This window comes from Lawsonibacter hominis (assembly GCF_014287895.1).
In the GTDB taxonomy this organism is placed as follows: Bacteria; Bacillota; Clostridia; order Oscillospirales; family Oscillospiraceae; genus Lawsonibacter_A; species Lawsonibacter_A hominis.
Genome location: NZ_JACOPP010000035.1, coordinates 1 through 22,430, shown reverse-complemented (window position 1 = coordinate 22,430; position 22,430 = coordinate 1). Strand labels below are relative to the sequence as shown.

At 54.7% G+C, this 22,430-nt stretch carries 30 protein-coding genes; 1 reads left to right on the top strand and 29 read right to left on the bottom strand.

Annotated features, from left to right (window positions below):
• Positions 1–171: 171 nt before the first annotated feature.
• From H8S57_RS15290 to H8S57_RS15220, 15 genes are all read right to left on the bottom strand, one after another.
• Positions 172–624, bottom strand: coding sequence for a phage holin family protein (locus H8S57_RS15290; RefSeq protein ID WP_186908871.1), 453 nt, complete (start codon positions 622–624; stop codon positions 172–174).
• 12 nt (positions 625–636) lie between these two features.
• Positions 637–933 carry a DUF4406 domain-containing protein gene (locus H8S57_RS15285; RefSeq protein WP_186908870.1) on the bottom strand — a complete coding sequence of 99 codons (297 nt, stop codon included), beginning with the start codon at positions 931–933 and terminating at the stop codon, positions 637–639.
• Positions 930–1,541 (bottom strand): CHAP domain-containing protein, encoded by a 612-nt coding sequence (locus tag H8S57_RS15280; protein ID WP_186908869.1) that lies wholly within the window; start codon positions 1,539–1,541, stop codon positions 930–932. The genes H8S57_RS15285 and H8S57_RS15280 overlap by 4 nt, the downstream gene beginning before the upstream one ends.
• Positions 1,528–1,914, bottom strand: a complete 387-nt coding sequence (locus H8S57_RS15275; RefSeq protein WP_186908868.1) for a hypothetical protein — start codon at positions 1,912–1,914, stop codon at positions 1,528–1,530. Before H8S57_RS15275 ends, H8S57_RS15280 begins: the two co-directional genes overlap by 14 nt.
• A gap of 46 nt (positions 1,915–1,960) precedes the next feature.
• Positions 1,961–2,104, bottom strand: coding sequence for an XkdX family protein (locus tag H8S57_RS15270; protein ID WP_186908867.1), 144 nt, complete (start codon positions 2,102–2,104; stop codon positions 1,961–1,963).
• A complete protein-coding gene (locus H8S57_RS15265) occupies positions 2,104–2,484 on the bottom strand; it encodes a hypothetical protein (protein ID WP_186908866.1) in 381 nt (126 codons plus the stop codon). Before H8S57_RS15265 ends, H8S57_RS15270 begins: the two co-directional genes overlap by 1 nt.
• A 21-nt stretch (positions 2,485–2,505) precedes the next feature.
• Entirely contained in the window at positions 2,506–3,726 is a 1,221-nt protein-coding gene (locus tag H8S57_RS15260; RefSeq protein ID WP_186908865.1) for a hypothetical protein, read from the bottom strand.
• A gap of 9 nt (positions 3,727–3,735) precedes the next feature.
• Positions 3,736–4,701 carry a hypothetical protein gene (locus H8S57_RS15255; RefSeq protein WP_186908864.1) on the bottom strand — a complete coding sequence of 322 codons (966 nt, stop codon included), beginning with the start codon at positions 4,699–4,701 and terminating at the stop codon, positions 3,736–3,738.
• Between the two features lie 8 nt (positions 4,702–4,709).
• Positions 4,710–5,366, bottom strand: a complete 657-nt coding sequence (locus tag H8S57_RS15250) for a hypothetical protein (RefSeq protein ID WP_186908863.1) — start codon at positions 5,364–5,366, stop codon at positions 4,710–4,712.
• A gap of 13 nt (positions 5,367–5,379) precedes the next feature.
• Entirely contained in the window at positions 5,380–5,637 is a 258-nt protein-coding gene (locus tag H8S57_RS15245) for a hypothetical protein (protein ID WP_186908862.1), read from the bottom strand.
• Positions 5,630–5,968: a hypothetical protein gene (locus H8S57_RS15240; protein ID WP_186908861.1), complete on the bottom strand. Its 339-nt coding sequence runs from the start codon at positions 5,966–5,968 to the stop codon at positions 5,630–5,632. The genes H8S57_RS15245 and H8S57_RS15240 overlap by 8 nt, the downstream gene beginning before the upstream one ends.
• Positions 5,965–6,348, bottom strand: coding sequence for a hypothetical protein (locus H8S57_RS15235; RefSeq protein ID WP_186908860.1), 384 nt, complete (start codon positions 6,346–6,348; stop codon positions 5,965–5,967). Before H8S57_RS15235 ends, H8S57_RS15240 begins: the two co-directional genes overlap by 4 nt.
• Before the next feature lie 9 nt (positions 6,349–6,357).
• On the bottom strand, positions 6,358–8,565 hold the full coding sequence (locus H8S57_RS15230) for a hypothetical protein (RefSeq protein ID WP_186908859.1): 2,208 nt from the start codon (positions 8,563–8,565) through the stop codon (positions 6,358–6,360).
• Positions 8,562–8,879 carry a hypothetical protein gene (locus H8S57_RS15225; protein WP_243204854.1) on the bottom strand — a complete coding sequence of 106 codons (318 nt, stop codon included), beginning with the start codon at positions 8,877–8,879 and terminating at the stop codon, positions 8,562–8,564. The genes H8S57_RS15230 and H8S57_RS15225 overlap by 4 nt, the downstream gene beginning before the upstream one ends.
• A gap of 73 nt (positions 8,880–8,952) precedes the next feature.
• Positions 8,953–11,478 carry a hypothetical protein gene (locus H8S57_RS15220; protein ID WP_186908857.1) on the bottom strand — a complete coding sequence of 842 codons (2,526 nt, stop codon included), beginning with the start codon at positions 11,476–11,478 and terminating at the stop codon, positions 8,953–8,955.
• A 346-nt stretch (positions 11,479–11,824) separates the two neighbouring features.
• Here H8S57_RS15220 and H8S57_RS15215 point away from each other — a divergent pair, with 346 nt between their 5' ends.
• Positions 11,825–12,172, top strand: a complete 348-nt coding sequence (locus H8S57_RS15215; protein WP_207723828.1) for a hypothetical protein — start codon at positions 11,825–11,827, stop codon at positions 12,170–12,172.
• Between the two features lie 25 nt (positions 12,173–12,197).
• Here the strand turns inward: H8S57_RS15215 and H8S57_RS15210 are convergent, their stop codons facing one another.
• From H8S57_RS15210 to H8S57_RS15145, 14 genes are all read right to left on the bottom strand, one after another.
• On the bottom strand, positions 12,198–12,761 hold the full coding sequence (locus tag H8S57_RS15210; protein ID WP_186908855.1) for a Gp15 family bacteriophage protein: 564 nt from the start codon (positions 12,759–12,761) through the stop codon (positions 12,198–12,200).
• 36 nt (positions 12,762–12,797) lie between these two features.
• Positions 12,798–13,217: a hypothetical protein gene (locus H8S57_RS15205; RefSeq protein ID WP_186908854.1), complete on the bottom strand. Its 420-nt coding sequence runs from the start codon at positions 13,215–13,217 to the stop codon at positions 12,798–12,800.
• A 62-nt stretch (positions 13,218–13,279) separates the two neighbouring features.
• Positions 13,280–13,804 carry a hypothetical protein gene (locus tag H8S57_RS15200; protein ID WP_186908853.1) on the bottom strand — a complete coding sequence of 175 codons (525 nt, stop codon included), beginning with the start codon at positions 13,802–13,804 and terminating at the stop codon, positions 13,280–13,282.
• Positions 13,792–14,250, bottom strand: coding sequence for a hypothetical protein (locus H8S57_RS15195; protein WP_186908852.1), 459 nt, complete (start codon positions 14,248–14,250; stop codon positions 13,792–13,794). Before H8S57_RS15195 ends, H8S57_RS15200 begins: the two co-directional genes overlap by 13 nt.
• The gene (locus H8S57_RS15190; RefSeq protein WP_186908851.1) at positions 14,247–14,705 is read right to left on the bottom strand and encodes a minor capsid protein; all 459 of its coding nucleotides are present in this window, start codon (positions 14,703–14,705) and stop codon (positions 14,247–14,249) included. Before H8S57_RS15190 ends, H8S57_RS15195 begins: the two co-directional genes overlap by 4 nt.
• The gene (locus H8S57_RS15185) at positions 14,702–15,073 is read right to left on the bottom strand and encodes a hypothetical protein (RefSeq protein WP_186908850.1); all 372 of its coding nucleotides are present in this window, start codon (positions 15,071–15,073) and stop codon (positions 14,702–14,704) included. The genes H8S57_RS15190 and H8S57_RS15185 overlap by 4 nt, the downstream gene beginning before the upstream one ends.
• Positions 15,067–15,417, bottom strand: coding sequence for a hypothetical protein (locus H8S57_RS15180; RefSeq protein WP_186908849.1), 351 nt, complete (start codon positions 15,415–15,417; stop codon positions 15,067–15,069). Before H8S57_RS15180 ends, H8S57_RS15185 begins: the two co-directional genes overlap by 7 nt.
• Before the next feature lie 14 nt (positions 15,418–15,431).
• Complete coding sequence (locus H8S57_RS15175) at positions 15,432–16,439, bottom strand: major capsid protein (protein WP_186908848.1); 1,008 nt, start codon at positions 16,437–16,439, stop codon at positions 15,432–15,434.
• Positions 16,440–16,447: 8 nt separating this feature from the next.
• Complete coding sequence (locus tag H8S57_RS15170; protein ID WP_186908847.1) at positions 16,448–17,011, bottom strand: phage scaffolding protein; 564 nt, start codon at positions 17,009–17,011, stop codon at positions 16,448–16,450.
• A gap of 530 nt (positions 17,012–17,541) precedes the next feature.
• Positions 17,542–19,137: a phage minor capsid protein gene (locus tag H8S57_RS15165; protein WP_186908846.1), complete on the bottom strand. Its 1,596-nt coding sequence runs from the start codon at positions 19,135–19,137 to the stop codon at positions 17,542–17,544.
• A 2-nt stretch (positions 19,138–19,139) separates the two neighbouring features.
• Entirely contained in the window at positions 19,140–20,510 is a 1,371-nt protein-coding gene (locus H8S57_RS15160) for a hypothetical protein (RefSeq protein ID WP_186908845.1), read from the bottom strand.
• A complete protein-coding gene (locus H8S57_RS15155; RefSeq protein ID WP_186908844.1) occupies positions 20,507–20,716 on the bottom strand; it encodes a hypothetical protein in 210 nt (69 codons plus the stop codon). Before H8S57_RS15155 ends, H8S57_RS15160 begins: the two co-directional genes overlap by 4 nt.
• The gene (locus H8S57_RS15150) at positions 20,716–21,906 is read right to left on the bottom strand and encodes a PBSX family phage terminase large subunit (RefSeq protein ID WP_369807639.1); all 1,191 of its coding nucleotides are present in this window, start codon (positions 21,904–21,906) and stop codon (positions 20,716–20,718) included. Before H8S57_RS15150 ends, H8S57_RS15155 begins: the two co-directional genes overlap by 1 nt.
• A gap of 34 nt (positions 21,907–21,940) precedes the next feature.
• Positions 21,941–22,430: hypothetical protein (locus tag H8S57_RS15145; RefSeq protein ID WP_369807638.1), on the bottom strand; the 490-nt coding region annotated here is incomplete at its 5' end.

Below are 22,430 nucleotides of genomic sequence, written 5' to 3'. Positions count from 1 at the left end.
ATATATTAAGAATTGAACGTCAACTCATAAACCGTTCAAAAAACAAAAGTTTTATCATTTAAATTTCTGCTCACAAAACATCCCCCGCCACCCAAGAGCCGATGCTCCGGGCGGCGGGGACAAACAAAAAAGCCCGGAAGGCTGGATCACTCCATGCCGTCCGGGCTTGTCTTACGTATTGGTATCTGCTTTTCCGCCGTCTCCCTTGTCCCGCATGGCCTCCAAGGCGTTCCGCACGAAGGCCGGGTATGGTACCCCCATCAGTGCGGTATTCTCCAGGATGGACAGCCCCTCGTTGCCGATGAAGAACAGGCAAACGGCAGTGCGGATGTAGGCGGCCCCGGTCAGGCGGTCCAGCATGGTGGCCACCCACACCAGCATCAGGATCGTGCACTTACGTACGATCCCCTTGAAGCCCGCCCGGCTCTCCAATGCCCCGGTCTCGCTTTTGCCGGAGCGCTTGAACACCCCGGCCACGATCAGGCCGGTCACGTAGTCCGCCGCCATCAGCCCGATGAGCACCTGCAAGGCGGCATCCCACCCTCCCAAAGCATTTGCAACAAACGTCCCGAGCGCGGCCAGGGCAGCCAGCACGGCGTTTTTGATGTACACAACGTTCTCCATTAAGCGCCCTCCTCACGCGTCGATATGGTGGATACCATATTCCTCCGCGCAGACGTGCTCAATTTTGCATCCTCTGGCCTCGTTCCATCCGGGAGCAAAATAGGCTATATCCGCCCTTGCCAGCAGTTTCAGGCTCTCGCCAAGGTATTCCAGGGCGTGGCTCATATCAGAGGTGCCGAAGAAACTGTCGATGACCTCCACCTCTTCACCCAGCGCGTCCCGTGCCGACTGCACAGCATCCGCCCGTTCTGCCAGGATTTCTTCGTCTGTTTTGCCTCTCATGGGCTGGGAAATAAATAGTTTTTTCATGTGCCCTCCATCGCCTCAGCCAGCTTGACCAGCAGCTCATCGCCCCATCGGTAGCTCCACAGGTACTCGATGGTGGTATCGCTCAGACCGGCCTTGGCTTTCAATGTGCTCTTGGCTTCTTCCGTAGTCATAGCGGTCTCCTTCTGGTATGCGGGACGGTACGCCCCGACAATGTATCTCTTGTGCCGTCTGCGGCGCATCACGGCCCCGCCATTGGCCTCATTGCCCGTCCCGGTATTCCCGTCTATGGTGGTGATATAAACGCCGTCATAGCTCTCGCAGAGGCCCACGTGCTCCGTCGCCGTGCCGCCGCTGAAATTGAAGAACACCAGATCCCCCGGCATGTAGTCCGTGACGGCCTGGTTGCGCTTTTTGTGGTAGCTGTACAGGGCCGTGCAGGAGGCCGTCTGGCCTCCGCCGTAGAACAGACGGGACGCGCCTGCCTCCCGGAAGCACCACCACTGGAAGACGACGCACCACGGGTACTGCCGCCCGCTGACCGGCCTGCCGTAGTATTCCTCATTGTATTTCACGCGGTTGCTCCCAGCCGGGGACTCGGTGATCCCCAGCTGAGAGCGGGCGACGGAGAGCAGTTTACTGGCCGTCACCAGGCTTGTCCCCGCTGATGGGGCCGGGGTCGCTCGCGCCCTCCATCAGCTTGACCATGGCGTCGTAGTCCTTGGCCGCCCAGAGGGCGCACAGGGACTTGTAGTTGCCCCGCATGGTGCGCAGCCAGGCATTGAGGCCGTCGTTAGCGGCCTTGCGCTCTGCCTCATCCATAGCGGAATACGCCTTGCCGATGCGGGGCCAGTCCACCTGATGGGCAATGGGCAACTCACCCATGGCGTTGACCGCACGGCCCTCCCGGATGTTCTGCATACACCGGTCTGCGGCCACGCCGAGGTCGCAATTGTTTTTCTCGCCGATTGCAAAGATGGCGGGGGTCAGGGTGTTCCAGTTGATGGTGTTCTTTCCGTTCATGATGATACTTCCTTTCTTTTTTTGCCGCTCGCAGGGGCGGCTTTTGTTATGCCTGTTGGTACTCATCTCCGGTGATCTCCCGGTATTCCGTGCTCGTGATAACTCCGTCCGCTACCGCCCGCTTTAGCCCGTCTTTGGTTACCTTATTGCGGCGGTACAGGTTCGCCAGTGCCCTTGCTCTCGCGCTCATCACTCAGCACCTCCGTACAGATTCTCATAGGCATCCTCAAGGTCGGTCGGCTTTCCCATCTTTACCGTGCAGGTGCCGTCCACATGTACGGTCAGGTCGCCGCGGATGCTGAACGCCGAATTGTCGAACTCGGTCTGCTGTGTGGCCGTTGTCGGGTTACCAGCGTCATCGAGGACAGGGTTCCCCTCCTCGTCCACCACAGGCGCGGTCTCCTCGTTGACGATGCTCCACGCGGTACCATCCGGGAACAGAGCATCCACTGTGTCGAAATCAGCGGTCATCGTAATGGCCTTACTTTCTCGATTATCCCAATCCTTGTCGGACATTCTGCCTGCGACAATGGCAGTATATAGGATGTCCTTTACTTTAACGCAAATCATTTAGGTGTACCTCCTTAAGACTTATTCTGTGTTTCCAAGGTCTTCTGGTCTTCCGGCATATGCGAGTCGAGCATAGCAGGTGCTGCCATCATAATGCCGTCCGCCCACTACCCAATAGCCATTTGCGTTGGTGATACAGTAGAGGTAGTCACTGCCACCGCTCCATACGTCAACGATTGTCCACGTGCCATCAAGACTGGTTGCGTAGGCAATGCGTGCGTAATAAGTGCTGCCACTAGCGTGACTCCCACCTAATACCCAATAACCGTTAACATACATAATCCCATTGACACACTGAGTATCACTGCCGCCACCACCGTTCCAAAGATCAACAGTTGTCCACACACCAGATAGAGTTGTGGCGTAAGCGATACGTGCATGATAAGCGGCACTACTATAGCGTACTCCACCAACTACCCAATACCCATTGGCATAAGTAATGCAGGTGATCTTGGCATACATTTCGCCACCGCTCCATACATTTCCCAATGAAAACAAACCTGAAAGACTCTCTGCGTAGCCGATTCGGGCGTAATAAGTAGCAGAATAATAATACATTCCGCCCATTACCCAATAACCGTTAGCATAGGTGATGCAATTGATGCTGTTCTGACCACTGCTGCTCCACAAATTTTTCGTTGTCCAACTGCCAAGACTTGTTCCGTATGCGATACGAGCGTAACCGGTTCTGCCATCATAATGCCGTCCGCCAACCACCCAGTAGCCATCTGCGCAGGTAATGCAATTGATACTGTTCTGACTGTAAGTGGTATCGCTCCAAAGATTACGTCCTTCCCACGTGCCATCAAGACTTGTTGCATAATAAACAGTAGCTAAATAGTTTCCATAATAGCGGCATCCGCCAACTGCCCAGTAGCCATCTGCGTAGGCGATACAGTTGACGGTATTAGCAGAGTTAGTGCCGCTCCACAAATCCCGTGTCGTCCACGTGCCATCAAGACTGGTTGCGTAGGCAATGCGTGCGTAATAGTTAGTGCCATCATAGCATCGTCCGCCAACAACCCAATAGCCGTCAGCGTAGGTAATGCAATTGATACCGCTACCGCTAGAACTAGAGCCAAACAAATCCAAAACCCCAGCTGGTAGAGCAAACGAAATATCATACTCCGTTCCGCCGATCAGCGTCTTTCCGCCCTTGATGCTGTAGGACGTGCCCTCCACCAGGGTCATTCCTCCGGTGATGTCATAGGCCGTCCCGTTTACAAGTGTTTTGTGCGCCATGCTATCACCTCACGCATACGTCCAGTTGATTACGCCGTTGACGGTCGGAGCCGTCTCTGTGCTTACCAATGCGGTATTGCGCACCTTGGCGGTTGCAGGTGCAGTATCTTCTGCTGCAGTCAGCGCTCCAGTGAGCGTACCACCGAATTTAGACAGCCAAAAACTTCTGTAGTAGCCATAGGAGTTGTTTGAGCTAAGGGTGTAATAGTCTCCGCCGTCTTGGTTGTACTTAATCAGGAAGACGAATTGGGTCGTGTCGGTCTCCGAGGCCGGTGCCTGTACACACACGCCGATATCAGTACCTTTACGGAAAACTGGCATCTGTCCAGCCAGAACAGCCGCCCGAGCTTCCGCATAAGTGGTGGTATTATACGTCACCGTAAAGAACGTCCCGATATCCTCCCGCACCTGGGCAGGGGTCTTCAGCTGGACGGCGGCGGTGCCGTTTCCGACGAGGTAGGATCCGGAGGTCAGAGATTGTTTTCCAGTGCCGCCCTTCGAGGCTGGAACGATACCCTTCAAATCGATTGCTTCCGGCTTTGACATGGTATGCACGATCCATCTCGGGTTAGATGCATCGTAGGAAATCAATACCGGGACAGATTCATAAAGCCAATTTTGGTAGAATCCACCATCATTACCCATCGTGGTACTGGAGTATGTTCTGCGGATTTGCACCGCACCAAGCCCGTTCAAATTAAGGGTTGGGATAAAAGCTGAGCTGGATACATGTGGAATCAATACCAGTGTCAAACCGTTATACAGCTCCGTGATACCCTCAACCGTAGCCGTGTAGGCATTCCCTGTACCAGCCGTAGTCACCACTGGTATGCCGCCGGTTTTGATGCTGGCGACCAGAGCAGCATAATCCTCCAACCCGGCATCGCCAGGTACCTCCACACCCTGATCTGCTATAGCTGCAGCAAGGCTGGTCTTGGCCGCATTGAGCCGGTCAATTTCGCTTTGTACGCTCATAGCCCACCTCAGATCGCAGCCAGAGCCGTTTCGATATCATTGGTCAGAGCGACCTTGCCTGCACCCGAGTGGTAACCAGCCGGGACCGTGTACTCGGTAATGGTAAGGCCGTCGATTGTCACCGCCAATGCGCCATTGTTCGGCATGGTGCCTGCTACCTGTTTTCCGTCCGGTCCCACGATGATCTTGTTGGCCAGCACGTCCGCAGCCACTGCAGTCACGCCGGATACATCCTGATAGGCGTCCGGGATAGCACCAACCGTCACCTTGGACAAGGCATCATATCCATCGTCTGCTGTCACATCCTGTGCGGACTTGGTAGGAGTAACGGACTTGGTCTGCAGGGTGACGCCCTCGCCGGTATACGCTCCTTCCACGCCCAGCATGGTAACTCCGCTCTTGATGTTGCCCGGAATGATCTTATCCTGTTCCGTGGATGAGATGGCTACCTTTCCGGAGCCGTTATGATATCCGGCTGGGACAGTATACTCCTGGGACTTTGCAGCGATAGATCCGCTGACTGCACCGTTGTTGACAAGGCCGTCGACCGCCGTAACACAGTCCTCCAGGTTGGCGGAGCTCTGTACCAAACCGAGCGCGACCAGCTTGATACGCAGGGTATTCCGCAGATCCTGCAATCTTCTGATTTGGGTTGCAATACTCATAATGTTCTCCCTTCTAGAGCGCTGCAAGCAGCACTTCGATATTGCCGACTTCTACGTGGACTGCCGCCGAGGTGACCGGCTTGGTGTTATCCTGCTCCACCTTATCAGCGGTATCGACGCTCAGTACGCCGCCTTCCACCTTCAGGCCCGGGCCAATTTCGTACTGTATCCCACCGGAGCTTCCGCCAAATGCACCCTTTAGATCCCGGCTGGGCGACACGGCTCCAAGCAGCCCGTCCCCGCTCCCGATCTTGCCAACCAGGTTACTCACGGGTCACATCCCCCTCCAACCTAAACTCGCTGGGCGGGATGATGGTCTTGACTACGCCGGTCTTTGTGGTGAGCTGTACATCGTAGCGGTACGCCATCGCTTGGAGGTCGTTGGTATCCTCGTGGGCAATGCAAAAGACAGCCGCCCCGTCCAGGAAGGTCTCCGCCGTCTTTTTCAGCACCGCCTCGCCGCCTACCCGGAAGGCCACGGTGAGGGTCACCCGGTCCCCCGCCTCAAAGGGGCGCAGGACGCCGTCCTCATCCTCACAGGTGATCGTCAGGGACTCCGTATCGCCCCGGATCATAGTGATGTCAGTACCGTTGATCGTCATGTGCTGCCTCCCATCTGTGTGGCCACCCACGCCAGCATCGCGTCAATCTCCTCGCCGCTGTAATCGCTGGTATAGGAGCCATTGCCCTGCAGGATGTTTTCCAGCGCAGTCACACGCGCATCACAGGACAGGATCACCTCGATCGGGATGTCTGCCGCAGGCTTTGTCCCGTCTGCCGTGACCGTAATGGCCCCGTCGGCTTGCCCTGTGATGCAGGCCAGGGCTGAACGGTACGCAGCCCTCTGCGCTGCTGTGGCGGTCTTTGATGGGCGGATCGCACAATCCAGCGCAGCCACAAGCCCCGTTACCGCTACGGTTTGTGTGTACGGGGCCTCTGTACCCGCCCAGGCTGACGCCTGCAAAGTTGCTTGTATTGCCATAGTCCCACCTCACACTGCAAGAGTACGGCGTCCCCTGGCGAAAAACGGCTTGCCGTTGGCCAGGAAGCGACCGGATTTGACTACTTTGGGTATTGAATAGTACACCAACACACCCCCGGGACCGCCGCTTCCTCCCGGGCCGCCGCCTCCGCCGACTCCTGGAACTCCGTTCCCAACATTTTCGGTGACGTTAAAGGTAATTCCCGGCCATTGTGTCGTATTTCGGTCGTGTATATACTGTCCGCCTCCAGTGCCGCCGCCACCGCCACCTCCGTGGCCGCCATCCCCACCAGCGCCTAAAAGCGCCTTTGCAGCTGGGGCGGGCGGCGTTGCACCTCTCCCTCCTGGACCAGGAACCAATGTCAGTGATCCGGTAAATGCCTTATTTGTCGTATCGGTGTTATCACTCGAAGCCGCGGCAGCCGTGCCAGAGCCCCCAGCGTTCCCATTCGCCCCAACAGCTGCACCGCCGCCAAGTCCGCCAAGGCTTGTAGCCCCGATCGTAGTTGCCTCAATACTATTGCCACGGTAATATCCGTTGTCTGATGCTGAGACAGTTGTCCCCCGCTCTCCAGGCGTATACCCGTCGACAGTATCGCCAGCGACAATTGAGGATCCATCGTCGCCCACACCACTGCCTTTTCCTCCGCTTTTTCCGTTCGTTCCCTTGGCGGCATATTTTACGCCGGATACGGGGTCCGTGTAACCGGAATCAGATGGTGCTCCATTGTCGGACGTGTATTCCCCGAATGTTGTAGCGCTCCCGTTTGACTCGGAGGTTCCGCCAAGACCGCTTGCGAACTGGAACTTCTGCCCCTTGGCTACCTCAATGCTGACTTGGAGCAACTTTCCGCCGCTTCCACCGTCCCCTCCGGCGCCACCGTTACCACCGGGGCCCGGCGTAATAACGACCTGCTTGTCCCAAAAGTCTGTATATGTACTGCGCTGACCAGTTCCACCTTTTTCACCGGCATTCCCGGAAGCACCTCCATCTCCACCGCCAATTAGTACAACGGTTATCGTCCCGTCGATTGGAGATGTCCATTCTCCACTTCCTGTAAGCACCTCTTCGTGATCGTAGTACTCTTGGCTCTCCGGCGGCTGCGGTTTGTACCCGACCACACCCTCTTCGTCGGCAGCCAGGACGCCGCTCATGGCGATATCCACGTTGGTGAGCATCACATCCACGTACCCGCCGTAAGGATGCGCCGTGCGCACCACATCACCCGCATGCTCTCCGGCCCATATTGCCCGCTGGGTAATGGTTTCGGCGTTGGCGTAGTAGCCAGCCAAGCGTTCCGCCACACCAACCGAGTTCATCAGGGAGACCAGGTACGCCTCCTTGACGGTCACATCGTTGCCTTCGGTCTCAGATACTGTGCGGACGATGTCCCTCATGTTATGTACATACTTGGTCCCGGTCAGTGTGCCCGTGCCCTGGGACAGCCTTGCGTAGTTGCAGTTGCTCTCCAGGATGGCAAACCCGCTGGCCGACAGGCTGTGCATAGGCTCGTCAAAGCGGATGATATCACCCTGACCGGCAGCCCCGGCAAATAGCTCGACCGTCTCCGTGCCCGTCTCCCATTTGTGCTCCGTGACGATCACACGGGAGACCGGAGTGCCGTAGCCGACAGAGCCGTCGATAAAGCATTTTCCGCTGTCGCGCGCCCAGCTTGGCTCGGCAAACAGGCTGGTCACACGGAGCACTCCGTCGGCGTTGGTCCTGAGGGCCGCTCCGATGGCAAAGAGCACCTGGGACAGGTTGTCCCGCGCGGTCGCCACCGGCAGCCACCCGTACAGCTTGTAGGCCAGGAATACAGTCTTTATCGAGACGGTCACGCCGGTACCGGCTACGATATCCGCCACGACCTCCTCTACCGTCTGGCCGGTATACATCCCGCCGTAGTGCGTCTTGCCCATCAGCAGGCCCATTGCAGACGCCGCCGTGAAATGATAGGTATCTACGCCGGTCCGGGCGACATTCTGGACGTAAAATGTTCCGACGCGCTCACCGCGATACAGATAGGCCATCTGCGCATTCGGGCTGTAGTTGATCAGGGTTGTGTCGCTGCTCTTCACGTCAAACTCCAAGGCGTCCGCCGCCAGGGAATCAGACATGGCCGCAAGCGACAGCAGGCAGTCTCCGGATGTCAGGTGGTAAGCGGCTCCAACTTCGTCCGAAAAAACTCTTCCGGCGTATTCAATCTTATTCCTCATGTGGGGTACCTCTTGGGAGCCATTGCCACAAAATTGATCTGGAGGTCGCCCCACAGATTTCGGCTTCCATCCATCCTTTTGAGCACATCGTCTGCATTGGAGATATAGGCGTCGAAGGTGGCTGTTCCCTGCCCGTATGGTACCGTAATGGAGTGGCAATCGACTGGTGCCGTAAGTAATTCATACAGCGCGTCGTAGTCCGCGAAGTCCAGGCTTCTGGTATCCAGAGTCATGCTGTAGTTATAGTAGGTACCGATAATATCGCGGACCATAAGGCCGGACATGACACGACCGGCGTTCTCACCGTCAAGCACAGACGCCTTTCTCTGCAAATCCGTGACTGAGACGTTATAGCTCTTCCCGTCTATCGTGAATACTGTCTGCATGTCATCCCCCCACGAGCTTTACGCCCTGACGTTCGGTCTCCTTGTCCACTTCAAACTTTAACGCCTTCCCGATCCCGGATTTGGCTGATACGATTAAATGGATTTCAACCGCACCGCTCCCGTTCCAGCCATTCCGGCGCAGGACATTTTCGACGCCTTCCTCAATGGTGGACATAGGGGCCTCGATGTTCGTCCCGCTCTTCTGGTCGCCAAGCACGGCCAGAAACTCTCGGTTTGCTGGGATAACTGCGCCTGTGGCGAGCGCCGGTATTTCGTATGTTGCCATTGACGGTATCGTTGCTCTTTGAAGCTGCGCTGATTGCGCCGCCTGCGAAGATTTTGCGGAATAACTTGCGCCTTTGAGTACGGCACCGGCACCGAGCAATCCAAGTCCTGCTAGAATTAAAAGTGGGTTTAGGGTCATTGCGCCTATTGCCACCAAGGCGATGCCAGCAAGCAACATAGCAGTAGAAACCCACCCAGCAACTTCTTCGAGTCCAAGGGACTCTACCCAGCTTTTGAATGTGCCTGTGGTAGTACCGATGAAAATACCGGTTCCAAGTAGCGCGATTCCGGCTACGACAAGAAGGACGTTGACGGTCATTGCTCCTATCACTACGAACGCGATACCAGCCAACATCAGTGCAGCCGTAACCCATCCTGCTACCTTTTCTAGGCCAAGCGTCGTTACCCAATCTTGGAGGTCGTTCTGTGACGTAACAACAATTCCCAACCCAAGCATAGCCGCGCCCGCGATAACCATGAAGATATTTGCCATCGCTGCTCCAACGGCGATTAACGCTACTCCAACAAGCAGAAGTGCCGCACTTACCCACTGCTGGATGTTGGTTAGCTTTAGCACTTCCCACCAGCTTTTCAGTGTTTTTTCTCCGATTGATTCAATAATTACTCCTGTGAGAAGCATAGCGGCCCCTGCAACTACCATGACAATGTTCCCCATTGCCGCTCCGATGGCAATCAAGGCGATTCCTGCCAATTGGATTGCAGCTACTACATAGTCGAATACGGAATCTAATCCAAGCACTTCGGCCCATGCTTTTAGCGCACCACTTTTGATTCCGACATAAATCCCAGCTGCGAGCAGCGAAAGGCCAGCAATTACCATTAGGATATTTGCTGTCGCTGCACCTATGGCGATTAGCGCAATACCACCAAGTATAAGCGCTGCCGTGATGAAGGCCGCAGCTTTTGAGACTTGTTCCTCTGTCCAACTCTTCATCATTCCGCTCGATTGCGTATAAGCTATCGCCATCCAAATTATTGCGAGCCCAGCCAAGACCAGCAAAATGTTCCCCATCGCCGCTCCAATGGCGACCATCGCGATTCCACCCAAAAGGATAGCAATCACAACAAATTCTTGAACGCTGTTCAGGCCAAGAGCATCAACCCACGATTGTAGCGCTTGATTCTGTTCGCTCACCGTTACGGCATAGCCAAGCAGCAGGAGGCCAGCAACGACCAAAAACAGATTTCCGGTTGCAGCTCCGATTGCAACCAACGCTATCCCACCAAGCAACATTGCAACAGGAACCCACGCAGATACCTTTTCCATCATACTTGCGAGCCAATCGTCATTCTTGTCCAGCCCTGCAAAGTCCGGTTCTATGGATTCTTTGTCACTGTTGCTATCGCCACTATTCCCGTTAGCGCTGGAAAGTTTGTTGATCTCGTCAAACGCCGCCAAGGATTTGCTTGCATCATCAGCCGCTTTTTCTGTGCCTTCAAGGGCACCCATCTCTTCGTGCAGACCTTCCGCCGCTTTTTGGGACTGCTCAACCGTCATTCCAAACATGGTTGCAACAATTTGGGCTGTCATCATTACGACGCTTGTCAGCAAGTCTGCTAGCGTCTTAACGGCTGGTATAATGATCTCGACTAGCGGCTGTGCCAGCGTCAGGAGAGCTGCTTTCAACCGGGCGATTGACGCTGTTGCCTCGCCGTTAGTTCTGATCGCTCGCCCAAGCCACTCCCGGAGTGAGCGGAGAGCCGACGTGATGAGCGTGAATACAAAAACGCGTCTTGCAAGCCCCTTTACACGGTTCACAAACCTGTTCATATATTTTTCGGCCTGGCTGATTGCTGGCGCAAATGCTCTCGCTCCGCCAGATGCCGCGGCAAGCTCACGCTCCAACTCACCTGCAGATTTTTCCATTCCATCCAATTTTGCATATGCAGGAGTCAATTTTGCATCGATCTTGTCGATTTGACTGACCAGTTTAGCGTGCTGCATCTCCAATTGCTGCGCGGTCGAAATCGCTTCAGACTGACTTTTATCTGCTCCAGCCACGCCCAATTCCCACTGCGCTGCGTATTTCTGTGCTTCTAGCCGGGCGCTTTTAACACGTCGCTCCAGCTCTTGCGCTTGCTGCACAAGCGGAGACTTCTTCGCCTCCTGCTCCTCTATCGTTTGCCCAAGCTTTTCAATTTCTTTTTTGCTCTTTTGCAGTTGGCGGTTTAATTCCTTGTTGTCCAGTTCTGTGCTGAATACGATTGACCCATCTGGCATTTTGGCACCTCGCCTTCATACGCATGAAAACTGTCGGATGCGATGTCGGCCCATCGGATTTTTCGTGACTTTTTTCCTGCGACATGTTATTATCTGGTATATTGAGATGGGAAGACTCTCCAAAACTGGAGAGCCAAAATTCAAGGGGGTATAAGCTGTGAGATCAATAAAATGTAAAGTGTGTGGCCTTAAGGTCGCAGCGAATGCAAGGGTGTGCCCGCATTGTGGGAGTAGAGTCTTGCACCCTTTCGCTGCTGCGACAGCGGCGGTTTTATGTATCTTCTTCGTTCTGATCGTGATTTATATGTCCTCAGATGAGACCAAGTATAGTCCAATGCAAGCGAACGTGAATGGTCTTGATGATCAATCTCATGTTGAAACACCAGTTTCCATCGAGTCATCGCCGCCCGAAGTATCTGGGATTGTTCTTGGGCCAGGAACTTACACCGTAGGTCAGGACATTGATGCAGGGACATATGATTGCGTTGCCGTGTCCGGGTTAGGAGTAATTCGTGGTGATATTAAGGCATATGGAGACCCTGGATTCATTCAGACGATGGGAAGCGCCTCTGCGGCCATTGACGACGCAACCGTATCCATAGAAAGCGTTTCGGCTTACAGTAATCTGACACTAGAGACAGGAGACGTTTTTTACATAGAGATGAGCCTGAGCGTAGAATTTATTCCAAGCTAACGTGACGTTTTTCCATGTTAGACGTTTATACCACCCATTTCTTGAGTGTATCAGACTCCTGTTCTGTGTAAGTAGTCTTGAAATCTACAAGGTGCCGATTCTTTTGGTACCACTCTCGATCCGCTTTATCCAACCGTTTTCCAGTCGCCTTTTTCTCCCTGATCCTGACGATTTGAGAAAACAGGCATTCCCCGATTTCCATATATGCAGAAAGAAACGTCCACCAGTGCAAATATTCGGTTGCCCTAATTTCAGTCCCCAACACTCGGTTCACTGGAGCAACCATATACTGGAAGTCCTGCTCCCAATCCAAGAGACGCGGCTGCTTTTTCCGGTCTGTTTCAGGAGCGCCGCCAGCGATGAACCAAAGGCATCGCTTCACCGCCTCTTGGTAATGACCAGTTGGCATCTCGGAAAAGTCAGGGTAGAAAATTTCCATAAGGACTGACGTCTTTTCTTGATCGTCCAACTCTGGATCGTTCAATGCGGAGCAGATATCCAAAACAGCCCTGTAATCCGATCTTATTTTGTATTTAGTTGCACAGATCGTTAGCGACGTTGGAAGTTCATACACTCTAATCACCCACATGAGGGCAGGGCCATGTACTAGGCTCTGCCCTTCGTGTTACTTTTTGTATTTGTTGGTGTACTTGCTAATGCGCGGGTTAGTAAGTTTTTGTTCGCGAGTGAAGGCAGTATCAATTTCGTCCATTACGGAGAGCAAAAGATTGCACCAGACTGGAAAACCATTCGCAATTGCGTAGACGCTCATACCTCCAAATACTGCTTCGCTGACCGGTGCCTCGAACACCCCGTCAATGATCCTGCGCATCTCTGCATCCTGTTCCTTGGCGAACGCGAAAATTTCCTTCTTCCCCGCCATCTTTTCCACCTGGGACTTGTACCACTCCTGCTTCTTATCCAGAGTCTCAAACGCATCGTACAGCCTCTCTACGAAGCGTGTGTCTGTCGGGTTGAAAGAAATCTCGCACTTTCCGTTCACGGAAAACGTTACAACTCCGGTATCAAAAATAAGTTCAGCCATATTTCCTCCTTAGTTTTGGGGGTGGCGGACGACGTCACCTTCCGCCACCCATCTATCAATCTTTATTCGTCTGCCGTAAAGGTAACGGCACCATTACTCAGCGCCGCGGTTCCGGTCGTGCGGGTACCGCCGTAGGTAACATCGATCGGCATGCCGATGTTTCCGCCGCCCTCACCTCCGAGCCCTGACGGCTTGACAGAGCATGCGGAGAAGCGCTCCGCAAATACAGCGGTATCAGCTGTCCCAGCGTACAGGTGTACAATCAGCATGTCCATGTTCGCCAGCGCCTGGGCGTTCTGTTCCTTGATTGCGAGATTCCAGATCTTCTTCTGCGCAACATCTGCGGCATCCAACTCACACGGGTCAAATGTCTGTGTGATGGTAGGCTTCTTTAGAGTGGTGTAGGTGTTGCCGAAGATATCCTTTTTGGTTTCCTCGCCCCAGTCAAATTCCTCAGAGCTGTCCTCTACACGCTTCCCAACGGGGCTCCAAACCGGCGTACCGGATTCTCCTGTATTCAGATATGCAATTAGCAATTCTCGGGCTACAGTCTCTCCGGATGTGGTGTTAAAGTTCATATCAGCCATGGATTCTTCACCTCAAATTTCTTTTTGAATTGTACGGATAACTGCACCATATAGGTGGCCGTTCCCTCGCCGGTATCGTACAGCATCCCGTTTTGCGCAGTAATTTTTTCAGCGTTCGGGACGTCCCCGAAGGTGGGGGCATCTCCCGTTACGGACTGAGCCTGCACCCACTCCTGGAATCCAGACACCCAATCAGCGTTGATCACAGCGCCGACATCGTCTCCAGGTGGCTTGGCAAACACTCCGTAAATACCAAAATTGTATTGGTTGGTCACTGTGCTATTCCCCATGATATCCCTTCGGCGTTCCACCTCAACCAAGCCGTCAGGAAAAATTCCGCCGTTGTTTGGGACGGCCCGGTCTATGTAATCAACGCTGAATGAGGATAAAATATCAAAATCCGGGAACGTGGCAAGCCACGAACGGATTTTTTCCAAGGCTGTCATGCCTTGCCCGCCTTTCTGTTCACATAGACTTGCGCCTCGGCGCGGATACTGCTGCCCTCTGCGGCCATCATGCGCCTGTCCCAGTAAGGACCGGCCCTCGGATTTTTGGTCTTGTCAAATTCCATGTCACGGTCTGTTGCTCTCAGGGTTGCATCCTTCCGAAAGCGCAATCCGACCCCTGGGATATTCATAGGGCCTTTTCCCGTTTGAGAATCAACCATGACTTTCCCGTAGTAAGTGACTCGCGCATACGGTCCAAGTACCTCGATCTCTGTCGCGCTTTTGACAAACTTGAGCTTTGTGGCCAATGCTCCGGATCGAAACGGCATATACCGAGTGATTATACGGTTGACGGTCTCGGTCACAAACCGCTGCACATCGCCCGTCTTATCCACTCCAAGTCTCGCAAGGATGGTATTTACCGGCTTCATTTCGACTTTGACTCTGGTACTCATCCTCCTGCCTCCAAATGGACCATACGGCCTTTCCAGTATTTCGGGTCTACGTACTTGACTATTACCAACCCTGGCGTTGTAGACGGCACCAGAGCCGCCCAGGCTTCCCGTGTTGAGATTTCAGGACCGGAGCCAAGCAGTACCTTGTCTCCGACAAAAACGCCCTGTGTGGAGCACGGGATGACCAGCAGGAAGGAATTGGCTTCCTTGCTGCCGGTCTTGTCCACGTTCTGCGTCTTCTTAAAGTCCAGGAAAGCCTGCTTATACACGGTCCGCGTGCACCCATGATCCCCGTCCCAATGGTAGACGGTAACCGTCTGGCTGCACTTTGAGTAGTCGACAGGGGGGCATGGCCGGACACTCAGCATTGCCCGCACCCCCTGTAGATATCCATGTAGAGGCTTGCGCAGCGGTACAGCTCCCTGTTTTGGGACTTTGCGCTGACGTCGATTTCAGGAGCCTGCCGGCTGCTGGAGACCGAGCCGATGGAGGAACTGGTCACGGCCCCTCCATTGGCTGCAGCCTCAAAGTAATACAAAGCATCGGCCATGGCGCAGACAGCCATGCTGCGGGCCGCCTCGTCGCCGTCCACGCGATAGATTTTCTCGTATCGTGCGAGCTGCTCCGAGGCTCGTTTAGACAGCCGGTCGAAGTCAGCCGCCTCGATGGAGTCCCCACAATATTCCGTCCGATAAAAATTGTAGTTCACCATGAGGAGGCACCTCCTTAACCGCCGGAACTGCCGGTCTTGGGCGTAATGGCAATACCGGTAAGCCGGGCAGCCTTCAGGGTATTCTTCAGGGCAACGCCAGCCACCAGCTCAACTTCGCCCTTCTTGACTGCGCCGGGCGCAGACAGATCGGGCATATAGTTGTTGATCACGCCGGTACCGGTAGGAGAAATGCCGTGGAACCCGTCCAGTCCAAGGCACACGGCGTAGATATCGGTGGTCCCGGCGGCGCTGGCACTTGCGGCGGTATCCGCGATTACCTCAGTGGTGGCGGAACCGTTGTAGTACTTACCGGCATCCATCAGGGGGATCCCGTTGTAGGTCTCCACATAGCGGCCAAAGTCATCCTTCGTGCGGTCATAGTAGCCAGCACGGCGGGCACAGCCGCGCACACGGGTGAGCATCTTGGAGTTCATCAGCAGCATGGAGGGGACGCCGTCCAGCGCCATCAGGAAGCCGTCCAGCTCGTCCAGGAACGCATTGCAGTTGGAATCCAGCTCAGACGCGCTGGTAAGGCTGACCGTGCTGGTGATCTCGTTGGAGGTACCGGAAAGCAGCTTCTTCAGGCCGTCGAAAGTGCTGGTCACATAACCGGCCCCGCTGGATGCGGACGTCCCGTTGATAACGAGGTTGTGGAAATAGTTTGCAGTCGCCTTGATCTTCTGCTCCGCCTGGAACGCAAGCTCGTCCACGGCACCAGAGGTATTCTGGAGCACGCGGTCTACTTCGAAAGAGCCGCCCATGATGATGGCGTTGGTGCTCTTCTTTTCACGCTTGGCCTCGTTTGCGGTATACTCGGTGTTGATAGTACGCACAGCGGCAGTACTGGGCGTCTTAAGCTGGATATAGCCGTAAGCCAGCGTAGATCCGCCGGTACCGGGGGAGATGCAGTTGTCGAAGGTCATCCGGTCCAGCAGCAGGGAGCTGCGCCGGAACATGTCGATGATCTGCTGGTCTACCTTGTCGGCCATGCCGACCTTTGCTTCTGCGAGGGTAATAGCCATAATTCAAGTCATCCTTTCGTGTTGTACTTTTCCCGGAGCGCACCCGCGAGGCTGGTGGGCTCCTGTGGTGTGATCGGGTCCCTTCCGGGGCCTGGCGCATACGGGGACGGGGTAGGGCCGTCATCAAACAGGTACCCGTTATCCTTCTTCAGCGCCTCCAAAGCGGATTTAATATCAGCCTTCTGATTCTTGCTGGCCCGCAGGGCATCCATCTGGTCGGCCAGTTCGCCCAGGATAGCCTTGACGGACTTGCCTTTCGCGCTGGTGATAGCCGAGGACAGGAGACCATTGAACTCCATTTCAGCGATCTTTGCTGCTGCGTCTCTTTCAGCCTTCTCGGCTTTCTCCTTCCATTCATCAGCAGCCTTTTTGATCCCGTCCACGTCCATGCCTTTAAATTCCTCAATGGTCTTATTGGCATCCTCAAGCCGCTGTTTGATGGTTTCGTAGTCCGCGAAGGGCTTCTTGGCCGCCTCGATGTCTGCGCCGTTTTCGCCCATGATCGCGTCAATGACCTCTTTGGGCAGGGGCTGCTCTCCAACTTTGAGGTTCTGTAGAAATTCCCGCTTCATAATGGTCCTTTCTTCCGCTACGCTTTGATAACGGGGGTGGCGTCCCCTGCGGCGGCCCTCATTACGCCCGGGCCTGGGCAAAAATGGTATGAGAAAACAGGGGCTACTCGCACCCTGTTCCATCAACATAGTAACAGCATCGTCCGTCTCTCCAGACCGCACACCCTTCTTGCGAGCACTCCATCATTGTGTAAGTCCACTGTGTAATCTGCTGTGTGTTGTTATTTCTTCCATCGTCATCATATTCGTTTGTAACTTGCAGGACTTGCTTCTCGGCCTTCCGGTTATATGGGCAAATCATTTGCCTCGCCTCCTAAAAATGGGCATAAGAAAACCACCGCCCAACAAGGTTGGTGGTTTAATCTGAATATAAGTGGAGCCACCCGAAGGTGGCCCCATAAGGTTGGTTATTTGGCAGGCGTGCCATTCCCCTGCATTTCTTTTGCCCATTGCCCGAAAGCATGTGGCGCGTGGCGACACGAAATTTCCACCTCAAATAACCATCTTATTCTAGTTAGATTATAGCCCGTTTATTCTCGCTTGTAAAGCACATTCTTGTTCCTAAGATATTTCTTCCATTTCTTTTCGCTGATTTTCAAGAATGTAATCACTGAATTTTTATACCCTTCCGGGTCCCCAGTTACTTTTAACCGCAGAATAAGCTGGAACCGCTCGTCGGCATCTATAATTTCTTTCAGCAAGAATGCCGTATGTGGCAAATCGGATTCCAGGATATAATCTGGCTCCTCGATAATTTTAACCAAATACCGCTCATACCGCTCAAAATCATTCGGGTGGTGATCTTTGATATGCTGAATGCGCTCATCTGTGATAATCACTTCATCCGTTGTAATGCCTCCAGAAACGCAACGATATTTTTCAACGTCAAGCCGTGTTACATAATGCACAGCGCTTCCACCCTTATCTTCACTGGCACTTATTGTAGCATGTTTGGGTGAAATTTCAACTGTTTTCGCCACTCTGGCCGCCTGCCCTCTCCCAAACCCAGCCACCATGGCTCGTTCGGGCTCAGTTCGTAAACCAGCGGCCTTAGAGAATCGTTTGTACTCCTCACTCAGCCGCCGCAGCCTTATCTGGTCTGTCCGAAGTTTCTCTGCATCGCCGGTTGCCTCATCTATCAGGATACGGTTCTTCTGCTTCCGTATGGAGCGCTCCACCTTCCGCTGCATCTGTGTCGCCTCGTAGCCGGTGTAGTGCCGACCTTCGTATGTGATGCCCTTATCGTTATCCTCCCGGAACGCACGAAGCTCGTCCTGCGTATACTGCGGGCTGTTTATCCCAAGCAGGATCGGGAATGCCACGTGCCCGCAGTTCAGCGTCCCGATGCGCCGCCGAAGGCTGTTGTTCAGGGCCTCATACTCCGCATCGGTGTACTGCCTGCCCTGTATTGGCTCGTGATCTGGGGCGCTGTTGGCGTGTGCGGAGATCTCCCATCCGTCAGCGCCGAGATCATCGTGGTTCCGCTGGGTGATCTGCTCCATCATCAGTCCAAGGCCGCCCATGATGTTGCGCCGTGTGGCCGCCTCAATGGAGGTGTGTACGCCGCTTTCATAGTCAATGATTCTGACGCCAAGATCGGCCAGATTTTTCGTCGCCCGCCGGATCGCTGTATTGTAATCCGCCGCTCCAGTTGACACCTGCTTGAAAGCGTAATCCATGCACTCCCTGTATGCGTCCCGGAGCGGTAAGGCAGCCCCGTTTGGCCCTACCATACCAAGCGTCTGCGTCAGGTTGGTGAAGTCATCCTGGGCCAGCCTGACTGCAGCAGAAACAATCTGCTGCAGCGCCGCGTTCTGTTCGAATGGCAAAGCCTGTACGTATGGGAGGCGTTTGATATCAAAGTCGTATCCAACTTCTGCTGATTGGGTCAGAAGCCTCCTCAACTCTCTGTGGGAGACATTGAGCAGCTTCCTGAGCCTTTTTTTGATCTCCCACTGCGACAATCCAAGCTGTTGAGCCCGCCATACCTGATAGGCCGCCGTGCTGGTGAGCTGCCCCGCCCCGGCTATGCGCCGGGCGATATCCTCAAGCAGGAAGTCGTTGATCGGGTCAGCCACGCGTGCTGCGGCGTCCTGGAGCGCTGCGATCTGCTCCGGCGTCAGCATGGTCAATCACCGCCTGTCAGCGCACTCAACTCCGGCATATAATCCTGCCGTATTTTTGCCATGTCCGCCTCTGTCTCGCATGGTAATTCGTAATACCAGGCGAGGTAGCGTTCCGGCTTCAGGATCCCTGCCTGCACCTGCGCCAGCATCTCCTGGCCTACCTTCTCGCGATTGTACAGGACGCCATCTCCCCAATCCACAACAAGGCTGTCCTGGTCAAAGTCCCTATGCCGGGTCAGCTTGTACATATAACCAAGGACAAAGCAGATGCGCAGCGTCTCTCGCATAGCCTCTTCCCACGCCTGCTGGAAGTCGATGATCGTCAGGTTGTAATCGCCCTCAGAAGATGTGATCTCCTTCGCCGTCCGTTCTACAGCCTCCACCTCAGACAGGATTCCGCGCTTCAGCCCGATCTGCGACTCTACGTTGCGCAGATACTCTGTTTTGCGCGCCAGGAAGGATTGCTCACGGAGCGTTGGCGAAAAGATCGTCACGCCTACGCTGTCCGGATCATCGTCCAACGCGGTAAACATATCGTCTGTCAGGCGCTTACGACCATCCGGCCCGACTTCCATCATATCCCCGCTGACGATAAGTCGGCTCTTCCCACGTTCAAATTCCCCGTTGATCTGCGCCTCGTTGCGGTTGATGTTGTGGATCAGCTGGACAGCAGGCGCATAGAGGGACACTGAATCGTCGGAACCGTCCACGCAATTCACCATCGGAGTTTTCAGCTGTGCCATCCCAAGCCCAAAAAGCCGCTCCGGGAAGACGATGTACGGTTCCAGCGCATCGTACTTGGCCAGGGTACTCAGCGGTACTTCGATCCCCAGGACACTCCTGTCTGCTGACCGGAACAGCTTGTTTTCGATGGCGAGCCACCCGTTCGCGTCTACCGTGCGCCGCTCCAAAAGCGCGTAATAATCGCCACCAACGGAGAAAAACTCCGCCGAGCCGATGCTTGTCGCGTTACCAGCGGAGTCGCGCTCCGGGACCAGGTAGCAGTCCCGCCGGACAATGACAAAATCAAACCCGTCCGATGCCAATACCGGCTTTATGTAACAGCTCCCGCCGATCATGGCGAGCTGCATCGCTTTTTTGCGTACCAGTTCCAGCCTTTTGAGGCACTTTGCGGCAAATTCGTCATCGGAGGATGCGGAATATTCGGAAAACGAAGCCTTGGTGACCTTGTTTACCACAACGAACGGGATGCGCTGGCAGGGGTCCTCCTGCTCAGTCGGCTCCGTGTCAAAATAAAGCCGGAACCACTCCTCTATCGCTCTCCGCATCGGACCTGTCGTGGTGTCCTTTGCCTGGAATGCCTGCTCAAGGGTGGATACCCTGCTGTTGAACATGGCAGACAATATACTCACTGGCGCTTCGCCTCATTTCCGTAAACAGTTATCCTCGCGCTCCTGCGTATCGCGGATTCCATGCCTCTGATGTAGGCATTCAGACGGTCGATCTCCCGGCGCTGTGCGTCGATTTGCTCCGCAAGGCGCGCATTGGACTCCAGCAGATCATCCTTGCACCACGCGGGCAGGAACTTGTTATAAAGCCATCGCTTGAACTTGCCCACTAACGTCCCCTCCGTCTCCACACCGGCTCCAACGCATAACGCACGGCATCGATGTGGTGGTTGTTCGCATCCGGGTATCCGCTGACGATCTCCCCATCCTTGGTCCGCTCATATTCGTACTCGGTAAATTCCCGGTATGTGTCCGGGCATCGGGCTGGATCAATATAAATATGCGCCAGCGACTGTAGCCACTTCATGGAGTATTCGACGCTTCCGGGCCCCTTCTCGGCACCGTGGCAATACAACCCATAAGACCGATAGTCTGCCACGCTCTTCGGTTCTGCGCTGTCTGCCGTGATGCGGTCATTTTCGGTCACGCCCATCTCGATCAGCTTGTCCGCTGTCTTGCGGTTGCCCGCCTTATACATCGTGGCCTCACGGAACAAGTACAGATCCCGCCGAGCCGCGTCAAAGTAGCACCGGTTATAGGCAAACGGATCCGGGAAATAGCCCCAATCTACTCCGTCGTAGATGCGGTCAAACACTATGATATCCTCTTCGGAAACCTTCCGGCTGTGGACATTGCCAAACACCATCCCCCCCGTCCCGTTTGCCTCGCCCAAATACTCATGCTCATAGGCGGCTGTGTCGATAGACTTGAGATAGTGCGCGTCGTCAAGGAAGCGCTGTCCAAGCCACTCGACCGGGACAGAGCGGTAATCGCTGTGGTGGATCAACTGCCCCGGCTTATCCCGCAGGCAGTATTTATTTGCCCAATTTATGGCCGTCCTGGGCGGGTTGAAGCTTTTGAACTCCAGTGCAATAGGGCCGCCGCGCAGCACCGATTGTTCCAGATTCCGGATCTCTTCTTCCCCAGCGAATTGATCGAGTTCTTCGAAGTGCAGTAGCCCAATGTACCCGAACGGCACCTTGATGGACTTGATTTTCCCTGGGTCGTCCGCACCGAAAAACATGATCTTCTGACCCGTCGGCCTATAGGTGATCTCCATTGGAGAGACTGTCGGCTTAAACCTGCTGTACAGGCCAAGCTCTGTGATCGCCCAAACATACTGAGCAAAAACTGTGGTACGCATAGTGTTGGCCACCTTACGCATCACGACCGCGTGGATTTCCGGGTGCCGGATGAGCTGCAGGATCATCTCAACAGAAACGTAGGAAGACTTTGTAGACCCGCGCCCACCCTTCAGCACAAATTGATTATACTGCCCAACTCGGATTGCATCATGCACGGGCCGAAATGACGGGGCAAGCACATCAGACAGCTTAGTAGTCGTCAATGATCTGCACCCCCGCGTCGGTATCTGCTTCTTCTCCGATCCACTCACGCACTTCCTTGCAGGCCGCTACGTCACCCGTCTTTGCCTTTTGGAACAGCGCCGCCGCCAGCAGCATGGAATTATCAATGTCCTCCACAGGTATCCCCATGGCGGTAAGCTTGTTGAAGTCCCTCACCCCGGAAACGTCAAGCCCGAGAATCAGGTTCATGTTCTCCTTCAGCGTCTTTCTCTGGCGTCGTACTTCACCAGACGCTTTTCCACCCGCAGACTGGATTTTTCTTTGTTCCTTCTTTGTTCGCTTGTTCAACGGCTTTAGATTCTTTTCATTCGGCATCATCACCACCGCCATCAGAATATACAAAGAGCCGCCCCGCCGTAGCGTTGCAGCTCTTGGAATGATTGGTGCCGCCTCCAGCCTCATGCGGCGAGGAGCGGCATATGGCGGACAGTAGGTTGTCCAGCCGCCCATTGGCATT